Below are 16,005 nucleotides of genomic sequence, written 5' to 3'. Positions count from 1 at the left end.
TTTCGGTGGTCATAGCGGTGGGGAAACACCCGGTCCCATTCCGAACCCGGAAGTTAAGCCCTCCAGCGCCGATGGTACTGCACCGGGGACGGTGTGGGAGAGTAGGACACCGCCGGACATAAACATATAAGGGAAGAGGAGAAGAACCCACCCCCCAAAGGGTGACGGGACTTCTCCTCTTCCCATTTTCAATGCCCAAAACCTAAAGGCCGGCCTGCCTGCGGAGGCTCACCGCGGCGCGTACATGATCACGGCGACGCCCAGCAGGCAGCAGAGCGCGCCGATCACGTCAAAGCGGTCCGGGCGGAATCCGTCGAAAGCCATTCCCCAAATGAGGGAACCGACAACGAAGACGCGCCCTATGCCGCAAGGATGCGGCCAAAATGGGGATCCGGCTGAAATGTAGCGACAAATCCATAAGCCCCAAGTGTCGCGATACCGGTACCAATGAAGAGGATGCCCCGGTGCTCACGTAGTCCCTGCCAGACGAGCCAAGCGCCGCCGATCTCGGCGATCGCGGCCAGTACGAACAGGGCAGCCGACCGCAAGGTAGTCATGAGGGCATTGTGACGTCAGATGTCACTAGTAAGACCCAACACGCCGACACAAACGACGGTGCCTGCTACCGTTTACCGCGTTAAGCGATGAGACGGCGAAGCCCGTCTGGTCGGCGAATCCACCAAGAACAAGGGGTGCGCGGTGTCCGACGCGTCCGACGAGGGCCGGGGCGAGCGCCTCATCGCGGTTCGCGACAGCAAGGACCCGGACGGTCCCAAGCTGTTCTTCAGCGTGAGCGCCTGGAAAGACTTCCTCGACCGCATCAAGGCCGGCAAGCACGAGCTCCCGGAAGACATGCGCGAGGAACTCGACGAGCGCTTCGTCGTCTGACCCCCGCCCCATCGACCGCCCTACACCAAAGCTCGGCGCTCCAAAGGCGGGCGACCACGGCCGGCCGATGCGCCGGCCGGCGTCAGGCGGGAAGCTCGACGAGCGCTTCGTCGTCCGCCCCTGAAACGGCCCGGCAAAGGCTCAGGCGTCGACCGTGGCCAGGCAGGACGCCAGAGGCTGGGACTCGGCGGCGCGCAGGCGCAGATCCAGCATGGCGCGCTTGCGGGCGGCCAGGCGGCGATGGGCGGTCACCGCGGCGTACCTCGCCAGATGATGAGTCGCCGGGCGGCCGGCCGGAGACGGCTCATAGCCGTACTCGAGCAGCCGGTCCGTCATCACCGCCTCGCAGAGTGCGGCCTCCCAGGGGTTCAGCGACCGCCGTGCGGGTTCGGAAGGCCTCTCGGCTCCTCGCTGCCACGGGGTCACCGCGGCCATCGACGGCGCGTACTCCTCCTCCAGGAACACGCACAGCCGTCGCAGCTCGCCTACGCGGTCGGTGAGCAGCCGCTCGTACTGGACCTCGATGTACGCGTCGGGCGGCAGGCTCCTGGCGGCGGCCGAGCCCGCGTCCAGCGCCTGGGTCCACGTCGCGATCGCGTGGTAGACACCCATGTGCCACCACGGCGTGCGTTTCAGCGAGGCCACGCAGTCGCGCCCGTCCCGTACCAGATGCACGATCTGGGCGTCCGGGAACATCCGCAGCAGCGCGTCGATGTGCTGCACGTACCCCGGTCGCTTGTCGCCCCAGCGCGGCTTGCCCAGGCGACGCGCGTATGCGCCCAGGGCGATCTCCAGGGCCGAGCCCAGCGTCGGCGGACCCGCGACGATCTCCTCGGCGACGGAGCGCGGGTCCAGGCCCAGGCCGTCGAAGCGTGTACCGGCGCCGGCCACGATCCATTCGGCCAGGGCCTGGTGGTTCGCCGGCAGCCGCAGGTCGCCGTACGCGCCGCGGTGCTCGTACGCGTCGAGCAGCAGGCGGGTCTCCGGCGGGATCGCGATGCGCGGATGGGCGCGCAGCATGAGCCGCATCAGCGTCGTGCCCGATCGCGGGCAACCGAGAACGAAGATCGGCCGAGCCATCGAAGATCACCTCCCAGACCGGCCATCCTCCAGGCACCACCACCGTCACGTACGGCCGTGGTGAGCCTTGGGTGTGTCCGGGCAAACAGGACACGGCCTCGGGGCCGGGAGGCCCTACGGCCACGGGCGTACCGCGGCACGGCGCCCCCGGCCGCCCGTACGGCGGGCCGCACTCTTCTTTGGGCGATTGGTGCCGTTCCTTGGCGATCCGAAGAAATCCGGCCGGTTCCCCGGAGTCCTCGCCGGGACGGGGCCCTTACCCGAGGAAGCCGGGCCGGGTCATCGGAGCACTTCATGGCCGCCGGCGCGGGTCTCCGCCCGGGGGGCTTCGAGGTGATCCGAAAAATCGAGCCGGGCCGCCGGTGTCCGTGCCGACCACGCTATGAGGCTTCACCCGATGGCGGACGGGAGCGGCGTGGGTGGCCGCGGATGAGTTTCCCGGGTGATCCGAGAGAAACAGGCCGGCTCGCCGCTTCCCGGCCGACGGCGCAACAAGGTGACGGCCGGCGGGCTTCCAGGAGATCCGAGCGAGTCAGGCCCGGCTCTTCGGAGCCCACGCCACTCCCCGGCGCGCGCGGTGACAGGGTCGAGTCGGGAGATCGGCCGCCGGTGCGACCGCGACCGATTCCAGCCCGCAGGGCAGGGGTCGGCGAACGCGGACTCGTCCTTGACGCGTACTGCGCGGTGCCGCTGGGAGGCCGGCGTTCCGTAGAAGACCGGTCGGCTCACCACTTCTCAACCGATGGGGGATCAGCCGGCGACCGGCAGGCTCCCTGAGTGATCCGAGGAAGCCTGGCCGACTTGGCCGGCGTGCTCATGCACGCGACGGCCGTGCACCGGGCGCCGGTGAGCGAGCGGATGTCCGAGGAAACAGGCCGCTGTTCCCCGGTTCGGCGGCAGGACGGGCCGGGGAGTCGGTGGACCGTCTCGGTCGGCCGGGGATGCCTGGTCGGCTCGGCCGGGCGTGGCCGTGCACTCGACCGCGGCGCGTCGGGCGCCGGCGAGCTAAGGAGGTTCGGGGAAAGGCGCTGCTCCCCGGCCGGCGGCAGGACGGGGCAGGTGGCCGGCGGACTTCTCGGTGGCCCGAGGAAGCCTGGTCGGCTCGCTGAAAGGCGGCCTGGCCCAAGCGTTCCTCCGGCCCTGGAGCCGTCCCGGGCGCGATGCCCGGGACGGGTGTTCGGCTCAGCCGAGGCGCTTGCGGGCCTGCCCCCGCAGGCGGCGGCGTTGTGACGGGTCGAGCATCATGTAGCCGACCGCGGGCACGCCCACGAGGAGCACGAATCCCAGCAGTTTCACCCAGCCGGGCAGCAGTATGAAGGCGAGTAGTGCGGCGATGACCCCGACGATGACATATCCGGTGCGTCCCACGATCTTCTCCGTTCCGTGGACTCCGTAAGAGCAACGAGCGAGCAGGACGCCGCTGTTCCTCACGATCACAAGATATATCGCGATCAGACGCGATGGGTGACCGGACCGCCGCCGAGTTTTTCGAGGACGGTCGCGTGCAGCAGGCCGTTGCTGCAGACGACGCTGCCTCCGTCGGGGCTCGGCACGCCGGACAGGTCCGTGAAGACCCCGCCCGCCTCCTCGACGATCACCTGTACCGCCGCGACGTCCCACAGCGACACCTCGGGTTCGGCCGAGACGTCCACGACCCCCTCGGCGACCATCACGTGCGACCAGAAGTCGCCGAACGCCCGGGTGCGCCACACGGATCGGGTCAGGTCCAGGAAGCCGTCCAGGCGCTCCTGCGCCTCCCAGCCGGTCAGGCTGGAGAACGAGAACGACGCGTCGTGCAGGTCCGTCACGCCCGAGACGCGGCAGCGGGTGGCCTTGGCCAGGCTGCGCCCGGTCCAGGCGCCGCCGCCCCGTGCCGCCCACCAGCGGCGGTTGAGGGCCGGCGCGGACACCAGGCCGACGACCGGGTCGTCGCCCTCCATCAGCGCGATCAGCGTCGCCCAGATCGGCACGCCGCGTACGTAGTTCTTGGTCGCGTCGATCGGGTCGATCACCCAGCACCGTGGGCCGTAGCCCGTACGGCCGTACTCCTCCCCGTGCACCGCGTCGCGCGGCCGGGCGCGCTTCAGCGTGTTGCGCAGGGTCTCCTCGACCATGCGGTCGGCGTCGCTCACCGGAGTGAGGTCGGGTTTCGTCTCGACGGCCAGGTCGAGAGCACGAAACCGACGCGTGGCGACGTCGTCAGCCGCGTCCGCCATGACATGTGCAAGGCGTAGGTCATCCGAATAGTCCGCCACGGCGTGCAACGCTATCGCGACACTGGCGTGAACAGACAGCCCGGACCCGCTTACCACCAAGATCTTCTCCGCTGCGTTACCGAGGCGCCGCGCGGATCAAGGGGTCCAGCCGGAACGGGATCTGGGTCGACAGCACCACGCTCGTGTCGGTCCGCTGTACGGCGGGGGAGGCCAGGACGGTGGCGATGACGTGCTGCAGGTGGTCGGTGCTGCGCGCGGCGACGCGGCACAGCAGGTCGGCGCTCCCGCTCGTACCGTGCACCTCCAGGACCTCCGGAAGCGTCTCCAGATGCCGTACGGCGTCGGCCACGAGCCCCTGGGAGATCTGCAGGGAGAGGAACGCCAGAACCGGGTAGCCGATCCGCGCGGGCCGTACGTTGGGGCCGAAGTCGGCGATCACCCCGCGGGCGACGAGCTTGTCGAGGCGGGCCTGTACGGTGCCGCGCGCGACGCCGAGCAGGCGGGCCAGCTCCGTGAGGCCGACGCGCGGGTGCGCCCGCATCGTCTCGAGAAGCCGTGCGTCGAGGGCATCGATCTCGCTGGGCGACATGACCAGAGATTAACCGCGATATAGATCCAAATTAAGCGATTCGCCCAGATCATCTGTGCACTCTTGTCAGTCGCCGCGGCATCTGTTGTCCTCTCGGGTGTGGCCCGTCGTCAACGGCGCCGGCGGGTCACGACGCCCCGAGAAGGAGCCCCTCATGTTCGAAGAAGCCCAGTACCTCGCGCCGGTCGACCGGGACGCCGACGGCGAGGTCGTCGTCCGCCTCTCCTCCGATCACCCGGGCTTCGCCGACCCGGAGTACCGCGCGCGGAGGAACGCCATCGCGGCGCTCGCGACCGCGTACGTGCCCGGCTCGCCGATCCCGGCGGCGGAGTACACCCCCGACGAGCACGAGGTCTGGCGGATCGTCTCCGGCGAGCTGGACGTACGGCACCGCAAGTACGCCACGCACGCCTACCTCGAGGGCAAGGAGCGCCTGCGCCTGCCGGGCGACAGGCTGCCGCAGCTCGAAGAGGTCTCCACGCTCCTGGAGCCGCTCACGGGCTTCCGCTACCTGCCCGCGGCCGGTCTCGTGCCGCTGCGGGAGTTCTACGGCACGCTCGCCGACTCGCGCTTCCACTCCACGCAGTACATCCGGCACCACTCGGTCCCGCTCTACACCCCCGAGCCGGACGTCGTGCACGAGGTGATCGGGCACGCGAACGCCCTGGCCAACGAGCGGTTCGCGGTGCTCTACCGGCTCGCCGGCCAGGCCGCGCGCCGGGTCGAGTCGGCCGCGGCGCTGGAGTTCGTCTCGAAGATCTTCTGGTTCACGATGGAGTTCGGCGTGATGGCCGAGGACGGCGAGCTGCGCGCGTACGGGGCGGGGATCCTGTCCTCGTACGGGGAGATCGAGGAGTTCCGCGGCATGGACGTCCGCCCGCTGGACCTGGCGGCGATGGGGACGATGACGTACGACATCACCAAATACCAGGACGTGCTGTTCCGCGCGGAGTCCATGGAGCACCTGGAGGACGTCGTAGGCACCTTCTGGGCGACCTGCGACGACGAGAGCATCGCCGCCCTCGCCTGACGGCGGAGGTCAGACCTCGTCGGTGTCGCGGCTGGCCAGCAGCCGGCGCAGGGAGTCGAGGCGGGAGGGGTCGGCGTGGCCCGCGGCGACCCAGGCGTCCAGGGCGCAGTCGTCCTGGAGGTGGGTGCAGTGCGGCGGGCACTCCGCGTCGCCCTCGATCAGGTCCGGGAACGCCGCGAGGACGTCGTCGGGCTTGACGTGGGCCAGGCCGAAGCTGCGTACGCCCGGGGTGTCGATGATCCAGCCGTCGCCGCCGGGGAGTTCGAGGGCGATCGCGGAGGAGGAGGTGTGCCGCCCCCGGCCCGTGACCGGGTTCACCTCGCTGACCGCCCGCTCCGCGTCCGGGACCAGCGCGTTGACCAGCGTCGACTTGCCCACTCCGGAGTGGCCGACCAGCACGCTCATGCGTCCCGCCAGCCGCTCCCGCAACTCGTCCACCGGCTCGTCCTTGCGCGTCACGACGTAGGAGACGCCCAGCGGCGTGTACATCTCCTCCAGCGCCTCCGGCGAGGCCAGGTCGGACTTCGTCAGGCAGAGCAGCGGGGACAGTCCTGCGTCGAAGGCGGCGACCAGGCAGCGGTCGATCATGCGGGGGCGGGGCTCGGGGTCGGCCAGCGCGGTGACGATGACGAGGTTCTCGGCGTTGGCGACGATGACGCGCTCGACCGGGTCGTTGTCGTCGGCCGTACGGCGGAGGGTCGAGGTGCGCGGCTCGATCGCCACGACGCGCGCCAGGGTGTCCGGTCGGCCCGAGACGTCGCCGACCATCCGGACCCGGTCGCCGACCACGACGCTCTTACGGCCGAGCTCACGCGCGCGCATCGCGGTGACCGGGCTTCCGTCGACGAGGCAGGTGTAGCGGCCCCGGTCGACCGCCATCACGAAGCCGCCGACGGCGTCCTCGTGCGCGGGACGGCGGCGCGTACGGGGCCGGGAGCCCTTCCCCGGCCGTACGCGCACGTCATCCTCATCGAGCCTCTCCCAGTCGCGCGCCATGCCTAACGCAGCATCTCCGCCCACAGCTCGCCGAACTCGGGCAGGGTCTTGCCCACCGTGGCGAGGTTCTCCACCTCGACGCCGGGCACGGCGAGGCCGAGTACGGCGGCCGCCATCACCATCCGGTGGTCGTCGTAGGTGCGAAAGACGCCGCCGTGCAGCGGACGCGGCCGGATCTCCAGGCCGTCGGGCAGCTCGCGCACGTCGCCGCCGAGACCGTTGATCTCGGTGGTCAGGGCGGCGAGGCGGTCGGTCTCGTGGCCGCGCATGTGAGCGATGCCGCGCAGCCGCGACGGGCCGTCGGCCAGCGCGGCCACGGCCGCGAGGACGCAGCTCAGCTCGCTGACGTCGCCGAGGTCCACGTCGATGCCGTGGATCGACCCGCCGCGTACGGTCAGGTCGCCGTCCTCGTACGTCACGGCGGCGCCCATCTCGGCCAGCAGGCGCCGCAGCTCGTCGCCGGGCTGCGTGGTCTCGGCCGGCCAGTCGCGTACGGTCACGCGGCCGCCGGTCACCAGCGCGGCGGCCAGGAACGGCGCGGCGTTGGACAGGTCGGGCTCGATGCCGACCTCACCGCCGCGCAGCCCGCCCGGGTGCACGCGCCAGACGTCGTCACCGGTCTCGACCGAGGCGCCCGCCTCGCGCAGCATCCGCACGGTCATCGTCAGGTGCGCGCCCGAGGGCACCGGCGGGCCCTCGTGGCGTACCTCGGCGCCCTTGCCGTACCTCGGCGCGGCCAGCAGCAGGCCGGAGACCATCTGGGAGGAGCCGGAGGCGTCGATCGTGACCGACCCGCCGGGAACGCCTCCGGCGCCGCGCACCGTGAACGGCAGCGCGTCGCCGTCGACCTCGGCGCCGAGGACGCGCAGCGCGGCCAGGATCGTGCCCATCGGGCGCTTGCGGGCGTACGGGTCGCCGTCGAAGAAGACGTCGCCGGCGGCCAGCGCCGCGACGGGGGGCACGAACCGCATGACCGTGCCGGCCAGGCCGACGTCGAGGGTCGCGGGACCGCGCAGCTCGCCCGGCGTGACCCGCCAGTCGTCGCCGGAGTCCTCGATGGTCACGCCCAGAGCGCGCAGCGCGCCGGCCATGAGCAGCGTGTCGCGGCTGCGCAGCGGGCGGCGTACGAGCGACGGGTCGCCGGCCAGCGCGGCGAGGATCAGCGCGCGGTTGGTCATCGACTTCGACCCTGGCAGGGCGACCCGCGCGTCGGCCGGCCCATCGGCCACGGGTGCGGACCACATCTGAGGCATGACTGAAGGGTACCGGGCGGAGGGTACCCAGGATCTTGAGGAACGCCTGGGGCCTGTCTCGAGGTCCCCGTCCGCGGCGAGGCGCCGCCTGGGCGTCGCGCAGTCGGACAGCGGGACCTTGAGACAGGCCCCCTAGGGCGTGACGGGAAGGACAGGCGGTGGAACTGTCGTACCCGCTGTTTACGGTGGCGTCACACGACACGGGAGGCGACAGTGAACACCACGAACGCCGTGATCGCCGAGCCGCCGGCCCCGCTGCCCCTGCCGCCCGGCCCGTACGAGCTGCGCGTCTCCGGGCTGCGCACCCGCCGGCCGGACGGGGAGATGCTCGTCCTCGGCGACGTCGACCTGCCGCCGGGGCGCAGGGTGGCGCTGCTCGGCCACAGCCGGGCCACCGCGTCGGCGCTGGCGGCGGTCCTGCTGCGCTTCGCCGACTACGAGGGCACGGTCACGCTCAACGACGTGCCGCTGCGCGAGCTGGCGGGCGAGGACGTGCGCCGGGTGATCGCGCGGGTCGGGCCCGACACGCCGATCCTGCCCACCGGCGTGGCCGGCAACGTACGGGTGGCGCGGCCGGACGCGACGGACGAGGAGCTCGCCGGCGCCATGAGGCGCGCGGGACTGACGCCGGGCGACTCGGCGAGCGGCGCGGCGCGGCCGCGCGTCGCCCTGGCGCGTGCCCTGCTGGCCGACGTGCCGATCCTGCTCGCCGACGAGCCGGAAGAGGGCCTGGCCGCCTTGCTGGCGGCGGAGGATCGGAGCCTGCTCCTGGTCACGCACCGCGCGGCCGTACCCGGGGCCACACCGATCCTCCGTCACGTCGACGAGGTCATCTCCCTCAGCGTCCGGTGAGGCGGGCGGCACGGCGCTGGGTCTGCGCGGCGCGCTTGCCGGCCTTGCGGCGGGCGCGCTCGGCCTTGCGGCCGGCCTCCGCCTTGGCGATCGCCGCCTGGAGCCTCGCCTCGTGCAGGCTCGCCTTGGCGGCCTTCACCGGGCGGTGGCGGCTCGGCGCGGCGCCCGCGTACAGCAGAGCGCCGAACAACCCGGCGTTCTTCAGCATGTGGGCGCGCTCGACGGCACGCTGGTCCGTGTCACTCTCCTGCCAGAACCGGTGCTCGGTGAGCAGGGCCGGCACCATCTCGGCGGCGAGCAGGAGTGTGGTGAGGCGCTGGAAACGGCCCAGGGCGAACAACGCCCCGGCGCCGAGACTGATCGCTCCCTGGAGCCGTACGAGCGTCTCGGGGTCCTTGGAGGGGAGCCAGGACACCCGGTCGGCGAGCGGCTTGAGCGTGGGGGCGACCTTGTCCGCGCGGGGGGTCGGATTGCGCAATGTCTCGAGTCCGGTGACCATGAATGGCGCCGCGACGAGCGGGCGCGCGATGGTCCTGATGATCTGCATAACACCGGTCATGCCCATCGAAAGCACGGTCAAGCGCGGTTCTCTCAGAGAGGAGGAGGTCGGCGATGTGCGGTCGGTACGCGTCCACGCGCGCACGGCAGGAGCTCCTCGACTTCTTCGGCATCGACCTCGACGAGGCCGGCGAGCTCGAACCCGACTTCAACGTGGCGCCGACCAAACCGGTGCCGGTCGTGCTCACCCGCGACGTACGCGAGCTGCACGTCGCGCGGTGGGGGCTCGTGCCGTTCTGGGCCAAGGACGCCTCCATCGGCGCCAAGATGATCAACGCCCGGGTGGAGACGGCGCACGAGAAACCGGCGTTCCGCCGGGCCTTCGCCAAGCATCGCTGTCTGGTGCCCGCGGACGGCTACTACGAGTGGTCGATGGAGGATGGCGTCAAACAGCCGCACTTCATCCACCCCGCCGACGGGGGCGTGCTCCCCATGGCCGGCCTGTACGAGGTGTGGCGGTCACCGGACGCCCCGGGCGGCCGGCTGCTGAGCTTCACCGTCATCACCACCGAGGCGACCGACGACGTGGGCCGGATCCACGACCGGATGCCGATGCTGGTCGAGCCGTCGAGGTTCGCGGCCTGGCTGGACCCGGCGCTCACCCAGCCCGACGAGGTGCGATCGCTGCTGGTCCCGGCCGCGCAGCGGCGGCTGGAGTCCCATCCCGTGTCCACGGCGGTCAACAAGGTGGCAAATAACGGCCCCGAACTGGTCAAGCCGGCCCCTCAGATGGGTATCTCCTCACCGGACCCCTTCACCCTCTTCTGACCCGCGCCGGAGGTGCGCATGGGCCCGGACACCGCGCGGAAGCGCCTGGACGAGATGCTCGCCGGCCTCGACCGCTCCATCGCGGTCCTGCACGAGGAGCATCCGGAGGCCGAGCACCACACCTCCGACGCGGGCGCGAGCCTGTCCGACACCGACCGGATCGACGCGGCGCTGGACGCGCTGCGCCGCCAGCGCACGGAGGTGCTCGCCGCGCTGACCCGCAACCAGGAGGGCACGTACGGCAAGTGCGTCGACTGCGGCCTGCCCGTCCCCGAGGCGCGTCTGGAGGCCCGACCCGAGGCATCCCGCTGCGTCACGTGCCAATCCAAACGCGACCGCTCCCACCGCTGAGGGCCTGTCCCGAGGTCCCCGTCCGTGGCGAGCGGTGTCCAGGTGGTGTCTCGCAAGGCGGAGGAGGGAGTCGGCCTGGTCTGGCTGACGACTGAGGGCAGAGCGGCGAGGCGCCGCCTGGGCGCCGCGCAGCAGGACAGCGGGACTTCGAGACAGGCCCTGGCTTGGTCTTCAACCCCGTTCGGCGTGGGTGCGGGGGTGGTGACTGTCCGGCCCGCCGGCCGGGTCTCCGCTGGTGCGCATGCCGTGGCGGGGGGTCCGGGTCTTGGGGCGGCCTGGCGGTCGTCCGGGGCAGGGCTGGGAGGGTGTCGGTGCCCCGGCAGGACCGGCCACTCTCCGAGGCGCGGATGACCGAGTACCCGGGACCACCAGGTGCTGGTCCCTACCCGCCCGTAGGTGTCCGCGCAAGATCCGCTCGCGTGAGGCGTGAGCGTCGGGCCGCAGCCGACAGGTAAGGTCCCCGGCCAGCCACCACCGGCCAGCCACCACCGGCCCGGCGGAGTCGCCGCCGTACGCGGCCGCTCGGGGCGGACGAAGACTTCGGGACGGGTCCTAAGACTCGACCTTCTTGATGGCGCTGGCGACCAGGTGGATGCCGACCGGCTCGTCGGTCTGGGGGGCGGTCAGCTCGGCCCGTACGAGGCGGGTGAGGGCCTGAGGGCTCCCGCTCAGGACGTGTTCGACCGTCGACGGGGACAGGGCCGTACGCGGACGGATCCATTCGACCTCGAGGCCACATTCGGTCAGCAGGTCGCGCAGCTGCTCGACGCCGAAGCACCGGGTGATCGTTCCGTCGGGCCAGGGGACGAGCACGACCTCCGACCGTGGCACGTCCGAAAGGTGGGCCCAGTAGTTCTGCTCGGCGAGGATGGCCATGCCGAGGACGAGCGAGTCGACGGTCAGCAGCACCCGGCCGCCGGGGCGCAGCACCCGGGCGATCTCGGCGACGACGTCCTCCGTGACCAGGTGGCGCGAGAGCATCCGCGCCTCGGCCACGACGGCGTCGAACGCCCCGGGGGAAAGGAACCCCAGTGAGGCCGCGTCCGCGACGATCGTGTGCGTGCTGCGCGGGGCCGGTGTGCCGCGCGGGGAATCGCGCACCTCAACGACCGTGTGGCCCGCGCCCGCGGCCTGGTCGGCGTACCGCGCCTGCGGTCCGGAGAGGTCGAGTATCCGCGACGGCCTGCGCGGCAGCCATCGGGACAGCTGGGCGGCGGCGACGGCCCAGTAGAAGGTCCAGTAGCTCGCGAGCGTGTCGGGCTCGCCCACTGCGGGATGCTTCGCCGGAATGGACAGCACGGCGGCTCCTCGGGGATGCATTTCTCCCAATCCTTCCCTCTTGCCGGTACGAGCTCACACTTCGTGCCGGTGTGCCGGAGCATTCCCCCACTCCCGGGAATCCCGCGCACGCGTAACGCGTTGCGCAGTGTCATAACGGACACTGGCCTGCGAAAGTTCGAGGTGATGATGGCCGTCCTGCTGGCGGACCGGCGCGATGCGCCGGCGACGCACCCGCTATCGTCTGGAGCGTATGCTTTCGACGCCGTGATCGGCGTTACAGGGGAGGTGGGTCAGGTACCCGAGGCAGTGGAGACACTGGAGCAGCGCTCGCGGCGCTTCGAGCGTGACGTGCTCCCGTTTCTCGACCAGCTGTACTCCGCCGCGCTGAGAATGACGCGCAACCCCGCGGATGCGGAGGATCTGGTCCAGGAGACGTTCGCGAAGGCGTTCGGTTCCTTCCACCAGTTCCAGGAGGGCACCAACCTCAAGGCCTGGCTCTACCGCATCCTCACCAACACCTTCATCAACTCCTACCGCAAGAAGCAGCGGGAGCCGAAGCAGTCGGCGTCGGAGGAGATCGAGGACTGGCAGCTGGCGCGGGCCGAGTCGCACACGTCGACCGGGCTCAAGTCCGCGGAGGCCGAGGCGCTCGAGCACCTTCCGGACTCCGACGTCAAACGCGCGCTGCAGGCCCTTCCGGAGGATTTCCGGATGGCGGTCTACTTCGCCGATGTCGAGGGCTTTGCTTACAAGGAGATCGCCGACATCATGGGCACTCCGATCGGTACCGTGATGTCCCGGCTCCACCGTGGCAGGCGGCAGCTCCGGTCGATGCTCGAGGATTATGCGGAAGACCGCGGGCTCGCCCGGGTCAACGGAGGCCGGCGCAAGGAGGACTCCGAATGAGCGAGCGGATGCCCGCGCACCCTGGTGAGGTGGCGAAATGAGCTGCGGAAAGCCTCACGAGACCCCGTGTACCGAGGTGCTCGCCCGGATCTACGCCTATCTCGACGGCGAGCTCGACAACCGTGGCTGCTCCGACATCAAGCAGCACCTGGACGAGTGTGGTCCGTGCCTGCGGGAGTACGGCCTGGAGGAGTCGGTCAAGAAGCTCGTCCACAAGAGCTGCGGCTGCGACCCGGTGCCACAGGACCTCAGGGCGAAGGTGCTTGGGCGAATTGAACAGGTTCGCGCGAATCTTGTTGAATGACCGTTTTGCAGGTCACGGACGTACGCCCGGACCCTAGGTGACGATTCATTCACGCTTTGCTCACGTTTCCCCGCGCGTCTGCGTGATCTCCACTCTCCGGGTTAGGCTTACCACCGATTCTTCGGCGTCCAGCAAAGGCGGGCGGTGAGTCTTCCGGGGAGGCGGAGAAGCATGCGTCAAGGCGTGTCCTGGGTTTAGCCCATTACCTCGTGTGACCTCGTGGGGGCGGCATTGCGTGGACTACCCCTCGCCGCATGGGCATACGTCTGTACGGTCGTCGTGCTCGCGGCTTCTGCCATCGGCTTCTCGTCTCTCGATGGCATCGACTGGACCACCCTCGCCGTGCTCGCGCTGCTGTCGGTGATCTTCGAGTCGGCGCCCGCGCTGCTCAACAGCAAGAACGCCAGTGTCTCGCTGAGCTATTCGGCCGGGCTCGCCTCCGTGGTCCTCCTGGGGCCCGCCGGGGCCGCCATGGTGGGTGCCTCCGCGATCCTCGCCTGGCGGCGCGACATGGGGCTGGTCAAACGGCTGTTCAACGGCGCGCAGTTCGCCTTGGCGGGCTATCTTTCCGGCGTCGTCTACTGCGCGGCCGGCGGCAAGACCGGAAAGCCGAGCGACGGCTCGTTCCCCGGCATCATCGCCCCTTACCTCGGCGCGGTCGTCACCTATGTCGCGGTCAACCTCGCGCTCATCGGCGTCGTCCTCGTGCTGAACCACCTGGCGCCGGTGTGGGGGTTCCGCTGGCGGCCCATCGGCAACCTCGCGGCCGGCCAGCTCGCGTACGGCATGTTCGGCCTGCTCGTGGCGGCCCCCTGGGGGCTCATCGGGCCGTTCTCGGCCGTGCTGGTGCTGCTGCCGATGCTGCTCGCCCGCTGGGCGTTCGAGCAGACCAGCGCCCAGCAGCAGGCGCACGCCGCGACGATCGCGGCGCTCTGCCAGGCCGTGGAGACCAAGGACTACTACACCCGCGGCCACAGCGAGCGGGTGTCCCGCGGCTCGGTGATGATCGCCCAGGCGATCGGCATGCGGCCCGAGCGGATCGGCGCGATCCGCTACGCCGGGATGCTCCACGACGTGGGCAAGCTCGGCGTGCCGACCAAGGTGCTGCAGAAGTCGGGCGACCTCACAGAGGAGGAGTACGCCGCGATCCAGCTGCACCCGATGCGCGGCCTGGAGATCGTCCGCGAGATCGGCTTCCTCGACGAGGCGCTCAACGGGATCATGCACCACCACGAGAAGATCGACGGCACCGGCTACCCCATGGGCCTGGCCGGCTCGGAGATCCCGGAGTTCGCCCGGGTCATCTCGGTGGCCGACGCGTTCGACTCGATGACCTCCACGCGTTCCTACCGCGCCGCCCGCTCGCTGGACGAGGGCATCTCCGAGCTGCGGCGTTCGGCCGGCACGCACTTCGACCCCGAGCTGGTGGAGGCGTTCATCGCCGCGCTGAAGTCCGAGGGCTGGACCCGGCCCGACCTGGTCGCCCCGCCTGAGGGCGAGGGGGTCGAGACCACCCAGCAGGACCACGACGACCCGAGCGCACCGCTGCGGGTCGCGAGCGAGGGCATGCGGTGATCATGGGTTACGGCGCGGGCCGGTGAGCGCGCCCGCGAGCGTCCCTGCCCGCCGGCAGGGGAGACAGCGCCCGGCGTGGCAGTCGCTCGACTCCGCCCAGCTCCTGCTCATCGCGGTGGCGGGCATGCTCGTCATCGCCTCCGTCACCCAGGTCGGCGCGGTCGGCCTGAAGGACTCCCGTACGGCCATCCTGTTCGGCGGGCTGATCGCCGTGGGCGAGCTGCTCCGGATGATCATGCCGGGCAACCGCGAGGTGGCCCCGATCGCCAGCGCGGGGGCGCTCGGGTACGCCCTGCTCCTGCGCGTCGGCAGCGAGCCCGCCACCCACTCGGCGTTCCAGGCCGTGACGGTCACGGCCTGCGGCACGCTCATCGGCGCGCTGCCGCACATCGCCGTCGGCCGGATCCCGGCTCTGGACGCCATGGCCCGCCGCATCCTCAGCCCGGCGCTCGTGGCGTTCATCTTCCGCCCGCTGGGCCACTCGTCGCTGCGCCAGCACTGGCCCGTGCTCATCACGGTGATGGCGCTCACGGTCATGCTCGCCTGCGCCGCCGAGGTGGTCGTCGCGTCGATCATCCGCGCGGAGGCGGCGCACACGAGGTTCGGCATCGCCTTCGGCGACGAGATCCGGGCGAAGATGCCGCTCTGCGCCTCCTCGGGCGCCACGGGCATGCTCATCGCGGTCAGCATGTTCGTCATGGGCCCGGTGGCGCTCCTGGTGTTCACCGCGCCCATCCTCGTGACCCAGGTGGCGTTCCGGCGCTTCGCCGGCATCCGCGCCACCTACCTCCAGACCGTACGCGCGCTGTCGCGGGTCACCGAGGTCGGCGGATACGTCGAGACGGGGCACTCGCGGCGGGTCAGCGCGCTGGCGGTCGCGATGGGGCGCGAGCTCGGCATGACCGAGGAGGCGCTGCTCGAACTCGAGTACGCGGCCCTCATGCACGACATCGGCCAGCTGTCGTTGCGCGACCCGATCCCGGGCGGCGCGACCGTGCTGGCCTCGCCGAGCGAGCAGCGCCGCATCGCCGGCCTCGGTGCCGGGGTGATCACCAAGACCGGGGTGCTGCACGAGGTCGCCGAGATCGTACGCCGCCAGTCCGAGCCCTACCGCTCGGCCGAGGGGTCGGCGCCGCCGCTGGCCAGCCGGGTCATCAAGGTCGCCAACGCCTACGATGATCTTGTGGGAGCGTCGTCCGACCGCGATCGGTCCGCCGCCGTGCTCGAGCGTCTGCGCGGCGACTCGGCCGCCGAATACGACCCGACCGTGGTCGAGGCACTCGGCCACGTCGTCGACCGTATGCGCTGACAAGGCGGACACTCGGGTTTTTGTCGCGAGCGACGCGCTCAGCCGGGTA

At 70.9% G+C, this 16,005-nt stretch carries 17 protein-coding genes, 1 rRNA gene and 1 pseudogene; 10 read left to right on the top strand and 9 right to left on the bottom strand.

Going from position 1 to position 16,005, the window contains the following annotated elements; genetic code table 11:
* The first annotated feature begins 1 nt into the window (after position 1).
* Positions 2 to 118: ribosomal RNA gene (gene rrf / locus QWU11_RS30995) — 5S ribosomal RNA — on the top strand.
* A gap of 110 nt (positions 119 to 228) precedes the next feature.
* On the opposite strand, the pseudogene QWU11_RS30990 reads toward rrf, so the two are convergent.
* Positions 229 to 557 (bottom strand): annotated as a pseudogene (locus tag QWU11_RS30990) (YnfA family protein).
* A gap of 142 nt (positions 558 to 699) precedes the next feature.
* Between QWU11_RS30990 and QWU11_RS30985 the strand changes: the two are divergent.
* Positions 700 to 888 carry a DUF397 domain-containing protein gene (locus QWU11_RS30985; protein WP_290118002.1) on the top strand — a complete coding sequence of 63 codons (189 nt, stop codon included), beginning with the start codon at positions 700 to 702 and terminating at the stop codon, positions 886 to 888.
* A gap of 141 nt (positions 889 to 1,029) precedes the next feature.
* On the opposite strand, the gene QWU11_RS30980 is transcribed toward QWU11_RS30985, so the two are convergent.
* From QWU11_RS30980 to QWU11_RS30965, 4 genes are all read right to left on the bottom strand, one after another.
* Positions 1,030 to 1,968 carry a sulfotransferase gene (locus QWU11_RS30980; RefSeq protein ID WP_290118001.1) on the bottom strand — a complete coding sequence of 313 codons (939 nt, stop codon included), beginning with the start codon at positions 1,966 to 1,968 and terminating at the stop codon, positions 1,030 to 1,032.
* 1,182 nt (positions 1,969 to 3,150) lie between these two features.
* Positions 3,151 to 3,336, bottom strand: coding sequence for a hypothetical protein (locus QWU11_RS30975; protein ID WP_290118000.1), 186 nt, complete (start codon positions 3,334 to 3,336; stop codon positions 3,151 to 3,153).
* Between the two features lie 83 nt (positions 3,337 to 3,419).
* Entirely contained in the window at positions 3,420 to 4,223 is an 804-nt protein-coding gene (gene hisN / locus QWU11_RS30970) for a histidinol-phosphatase (protein ID WP_290117999.1), read from the bottom strand.
* 76 nt (positions 4,224 to 4,299) lie between these two features.
* On the bottom strand, positions 4,300 to 4,773 hold the full coding sequence (locus QWU11_RS30965; protein ID WP_290117998.1) for an Lrp/AsnC family transcriptional regulator: 474 nt from the start codon (positions 4,771 to 4,773) through the stop codon (positions 4,300 to 4,302).
* Positions 4,774 to 4,927: 154 nt separating this feature from the next.
* On the opposite strand from QWU11_RS30965, the gene QWU11_RS30960 reads away from it, so the two are divergent.
* Positions 4,928 to 5,803: a phenylalanine 4-monooxygenase gene (locus QWU11_RS30960; RefSeq protein WP_290117997.1), complete on the top strand. Its 876-nt coding sequence runs from the start codon at positions 4,928 to 4,930 to the stop codon at positions 5,801 to 5,803.
* Positions 5,804 to 5,812: 9 nt separating this feature from the next.
* Here QWU11_RS30960 and rsgA read toward each other — a convergent pair whose 3' ends face one another.
* A complete protein-coding gene (gene rsgA / locus QWU11_RS30955; protein ID WP_290117996.1) occupies positions 5,813 to 6,799 on the bottom strand; it encodes a ribosome small subunit-dependent GTPase A in 987 nt (328 codons plus the stop codon).
* A gap of 2 nt (positions 6,800 to 6,801) precedes the next feature.
* Complete coding sequence (gene aroA, locus QWU11_RS30950) at positions 6,802 to 8,052, bottom strand: 3-phosphoshikimate 1-carboxyvinyltransferase (protein WP_290117995.1); 1,251 nt, start codon at positions 8,050 to 8,052, stop codon at positions 6,802 to 6,804.
* A gap of 213 nt (positions 8,053 to 8,265) precedes the next feature.
* Here aroA and QWU11_RS30945 point away from each other — a divergent pair, with 213 nt between their 5' ends.
* The gene (locus QWU11_RS30945) at positions 8,266 to 8,904 is read left to right on the top strand and encodes an ATP-binding cassette domain-containing protein (RefSeq protein WP_290117994.1); all 639 of its coding nucleotides are present in this window, start codon (positions 8,266 to 8,268) and stop codon (positions 8,902 to 8,904) included.
* On the opposite strand, the gene QWU11_RS30940 is transcribed toward QWU11_RS30945, so the two are convergent.
* Positions 8,891 to 9,451, bottom strand: a complete 561-nt coding sequence (locus QWU11_RS30940) for a DoxX family protein (protein ID WP_290117993.1) — start codon at positions 9,449 to 9,451, stop codon at positions 8,891 to 8,893. The genes QWU11_RS30945 and QWU11_RS30940 overlap by 14 nt on opposite strands.
* Before the next feature lie 65 nt (positions 9,452 to 9,516).
* On the opposite strand from QWU11_RS30940, the gene QWU11_RS30935 reads away from it, so the two are divergent.
* Both QWU11_RS30935 and QWU11_RS30930 read left to right on the top strand, forming a co-directional pair.
* Positions 9,517 to 10,230: an SOS response-associated peptidase gene (locus QWU11_RS30935; RefSeq protein WP_290117992.1), complete on the top strand. Its 714-nt coding sequence runs from the start codon at positions 9,517 to 9,519 to the stop codon at positions 10,228 to 10,230.
* A gap of 18 nt (positions 10,231 to 10,248) precedes the next feature.
* The gene (locus tag QWU11_RS30930; protein ID WP_290117991.1) at positions 10,249 to 10,581 is read left to right on the top strand and encodes a TraR/DksA family transcriptional regulator; all 333 of its coding nucleotides are present in this window, start codon (positions 10,249 to 10,251) and stop codon (positions 10,579 to 10,581) included.
* A gap of 552 nt (positions 10,582 to 11,133) precedes the next feature.
* Here the strand turns inward: QWU11_RS30930 and QWU11_RS30925 are convergent.
* A complete protein-coding gene (locus QWU11_RS30925) occupies positions 11,134 to 11,901 on the bottom strand; it encodes a methyltransferase domain-containing protein (RefSeq protein WP_290117990.1) in 768 nt (255 codons plus the stop codon).
* A gap of 147 nt (positions 11,902 to 12,048) precedes the next feature.
* Between QWU11_RS30925 and QWU11_RS30920 the strand changes: the two genes are divergently transcribed.
* The 4 genes from QWU11_RS30920 to QWU11_RS30905 all read left to right on the top strand — a co-directional run bounded on the left by QWU11_RS30920 (position 12,049) and on the right by QWU11_RS30905 (position 15,956).
* On the top strand, positions 12,049 to 12,768 hold the full coding sequence (locus QWU11_RS30920) for a sigma-70 family RNA polymerase sigma factor (RefSeq protein WP_290117989.1): 720 nt from the start codon (positions 12,049 to 12,051) through the stop codon (positions 12,766 to 12,768).
* Positions 12,769 to 12,805: 37 nt separating this feature from the next.
* The gene (gene rsrA, locus QWU11_RS30915; protein ID WP_290117988.1) at positions 12,806 to 13,072 is read left to right on the top strand and encodes a mycothiol system anti-sigma-R factor; all 267 of its coding nucleotides are present in this window, start codon (positions 12,806 to 12,808) and stop codon (positions 13,070 to 13,072) included.
* 279 nt (positions 13,073 to 13,351) lie between these two features.
* Positions 13,352 to 14,647 carry an HD-GYP domain-containing protein gene (locus QWU11_RS30910; RefSeq protein ID WP_290117987.1) on the top strand — a complete coding sequence of 432 codons (1,296 nt, stop codon included), beginning with the start codon at positions 13,352 to 13,354 and terminating at the stop codon, positions 14,645 to 14,647.
* A 124-nt stretch (positions 14,648 to 14,771) separates the two neighbouring features.
* The gene (locus tag QWU11_RS30905; RefSeq protein WP_290118009.1) at positions 14,772 to 15,956 is read left to right on the top strand and encodes an HD domain-containing phosphohydrolase; all 1,185 of its coding nucleotides are present in this window, start codon (positions 14,772 to 14,774) and stop codon (positions 15,954 to 15,956) included.
* The last annotated feature ends 49 nt before the right edge of the window (positions 15,957 to 16,005 follow it).

The sequence above is a fragment of the Actinomadura sp. DC4 genome (genome assembly GCF_030406325.1).
Classification (GTDB): domain Bacteria; phylum Actinomycetota; class Actinomycetes; order Streptosporangiales; family Streptosporangiaceae; genus Actinoallomurus.
Note: the sequence above shows the minus strand (reverse complement) of the source record. Positions and strands in the feature narration are given on the sequence as shown.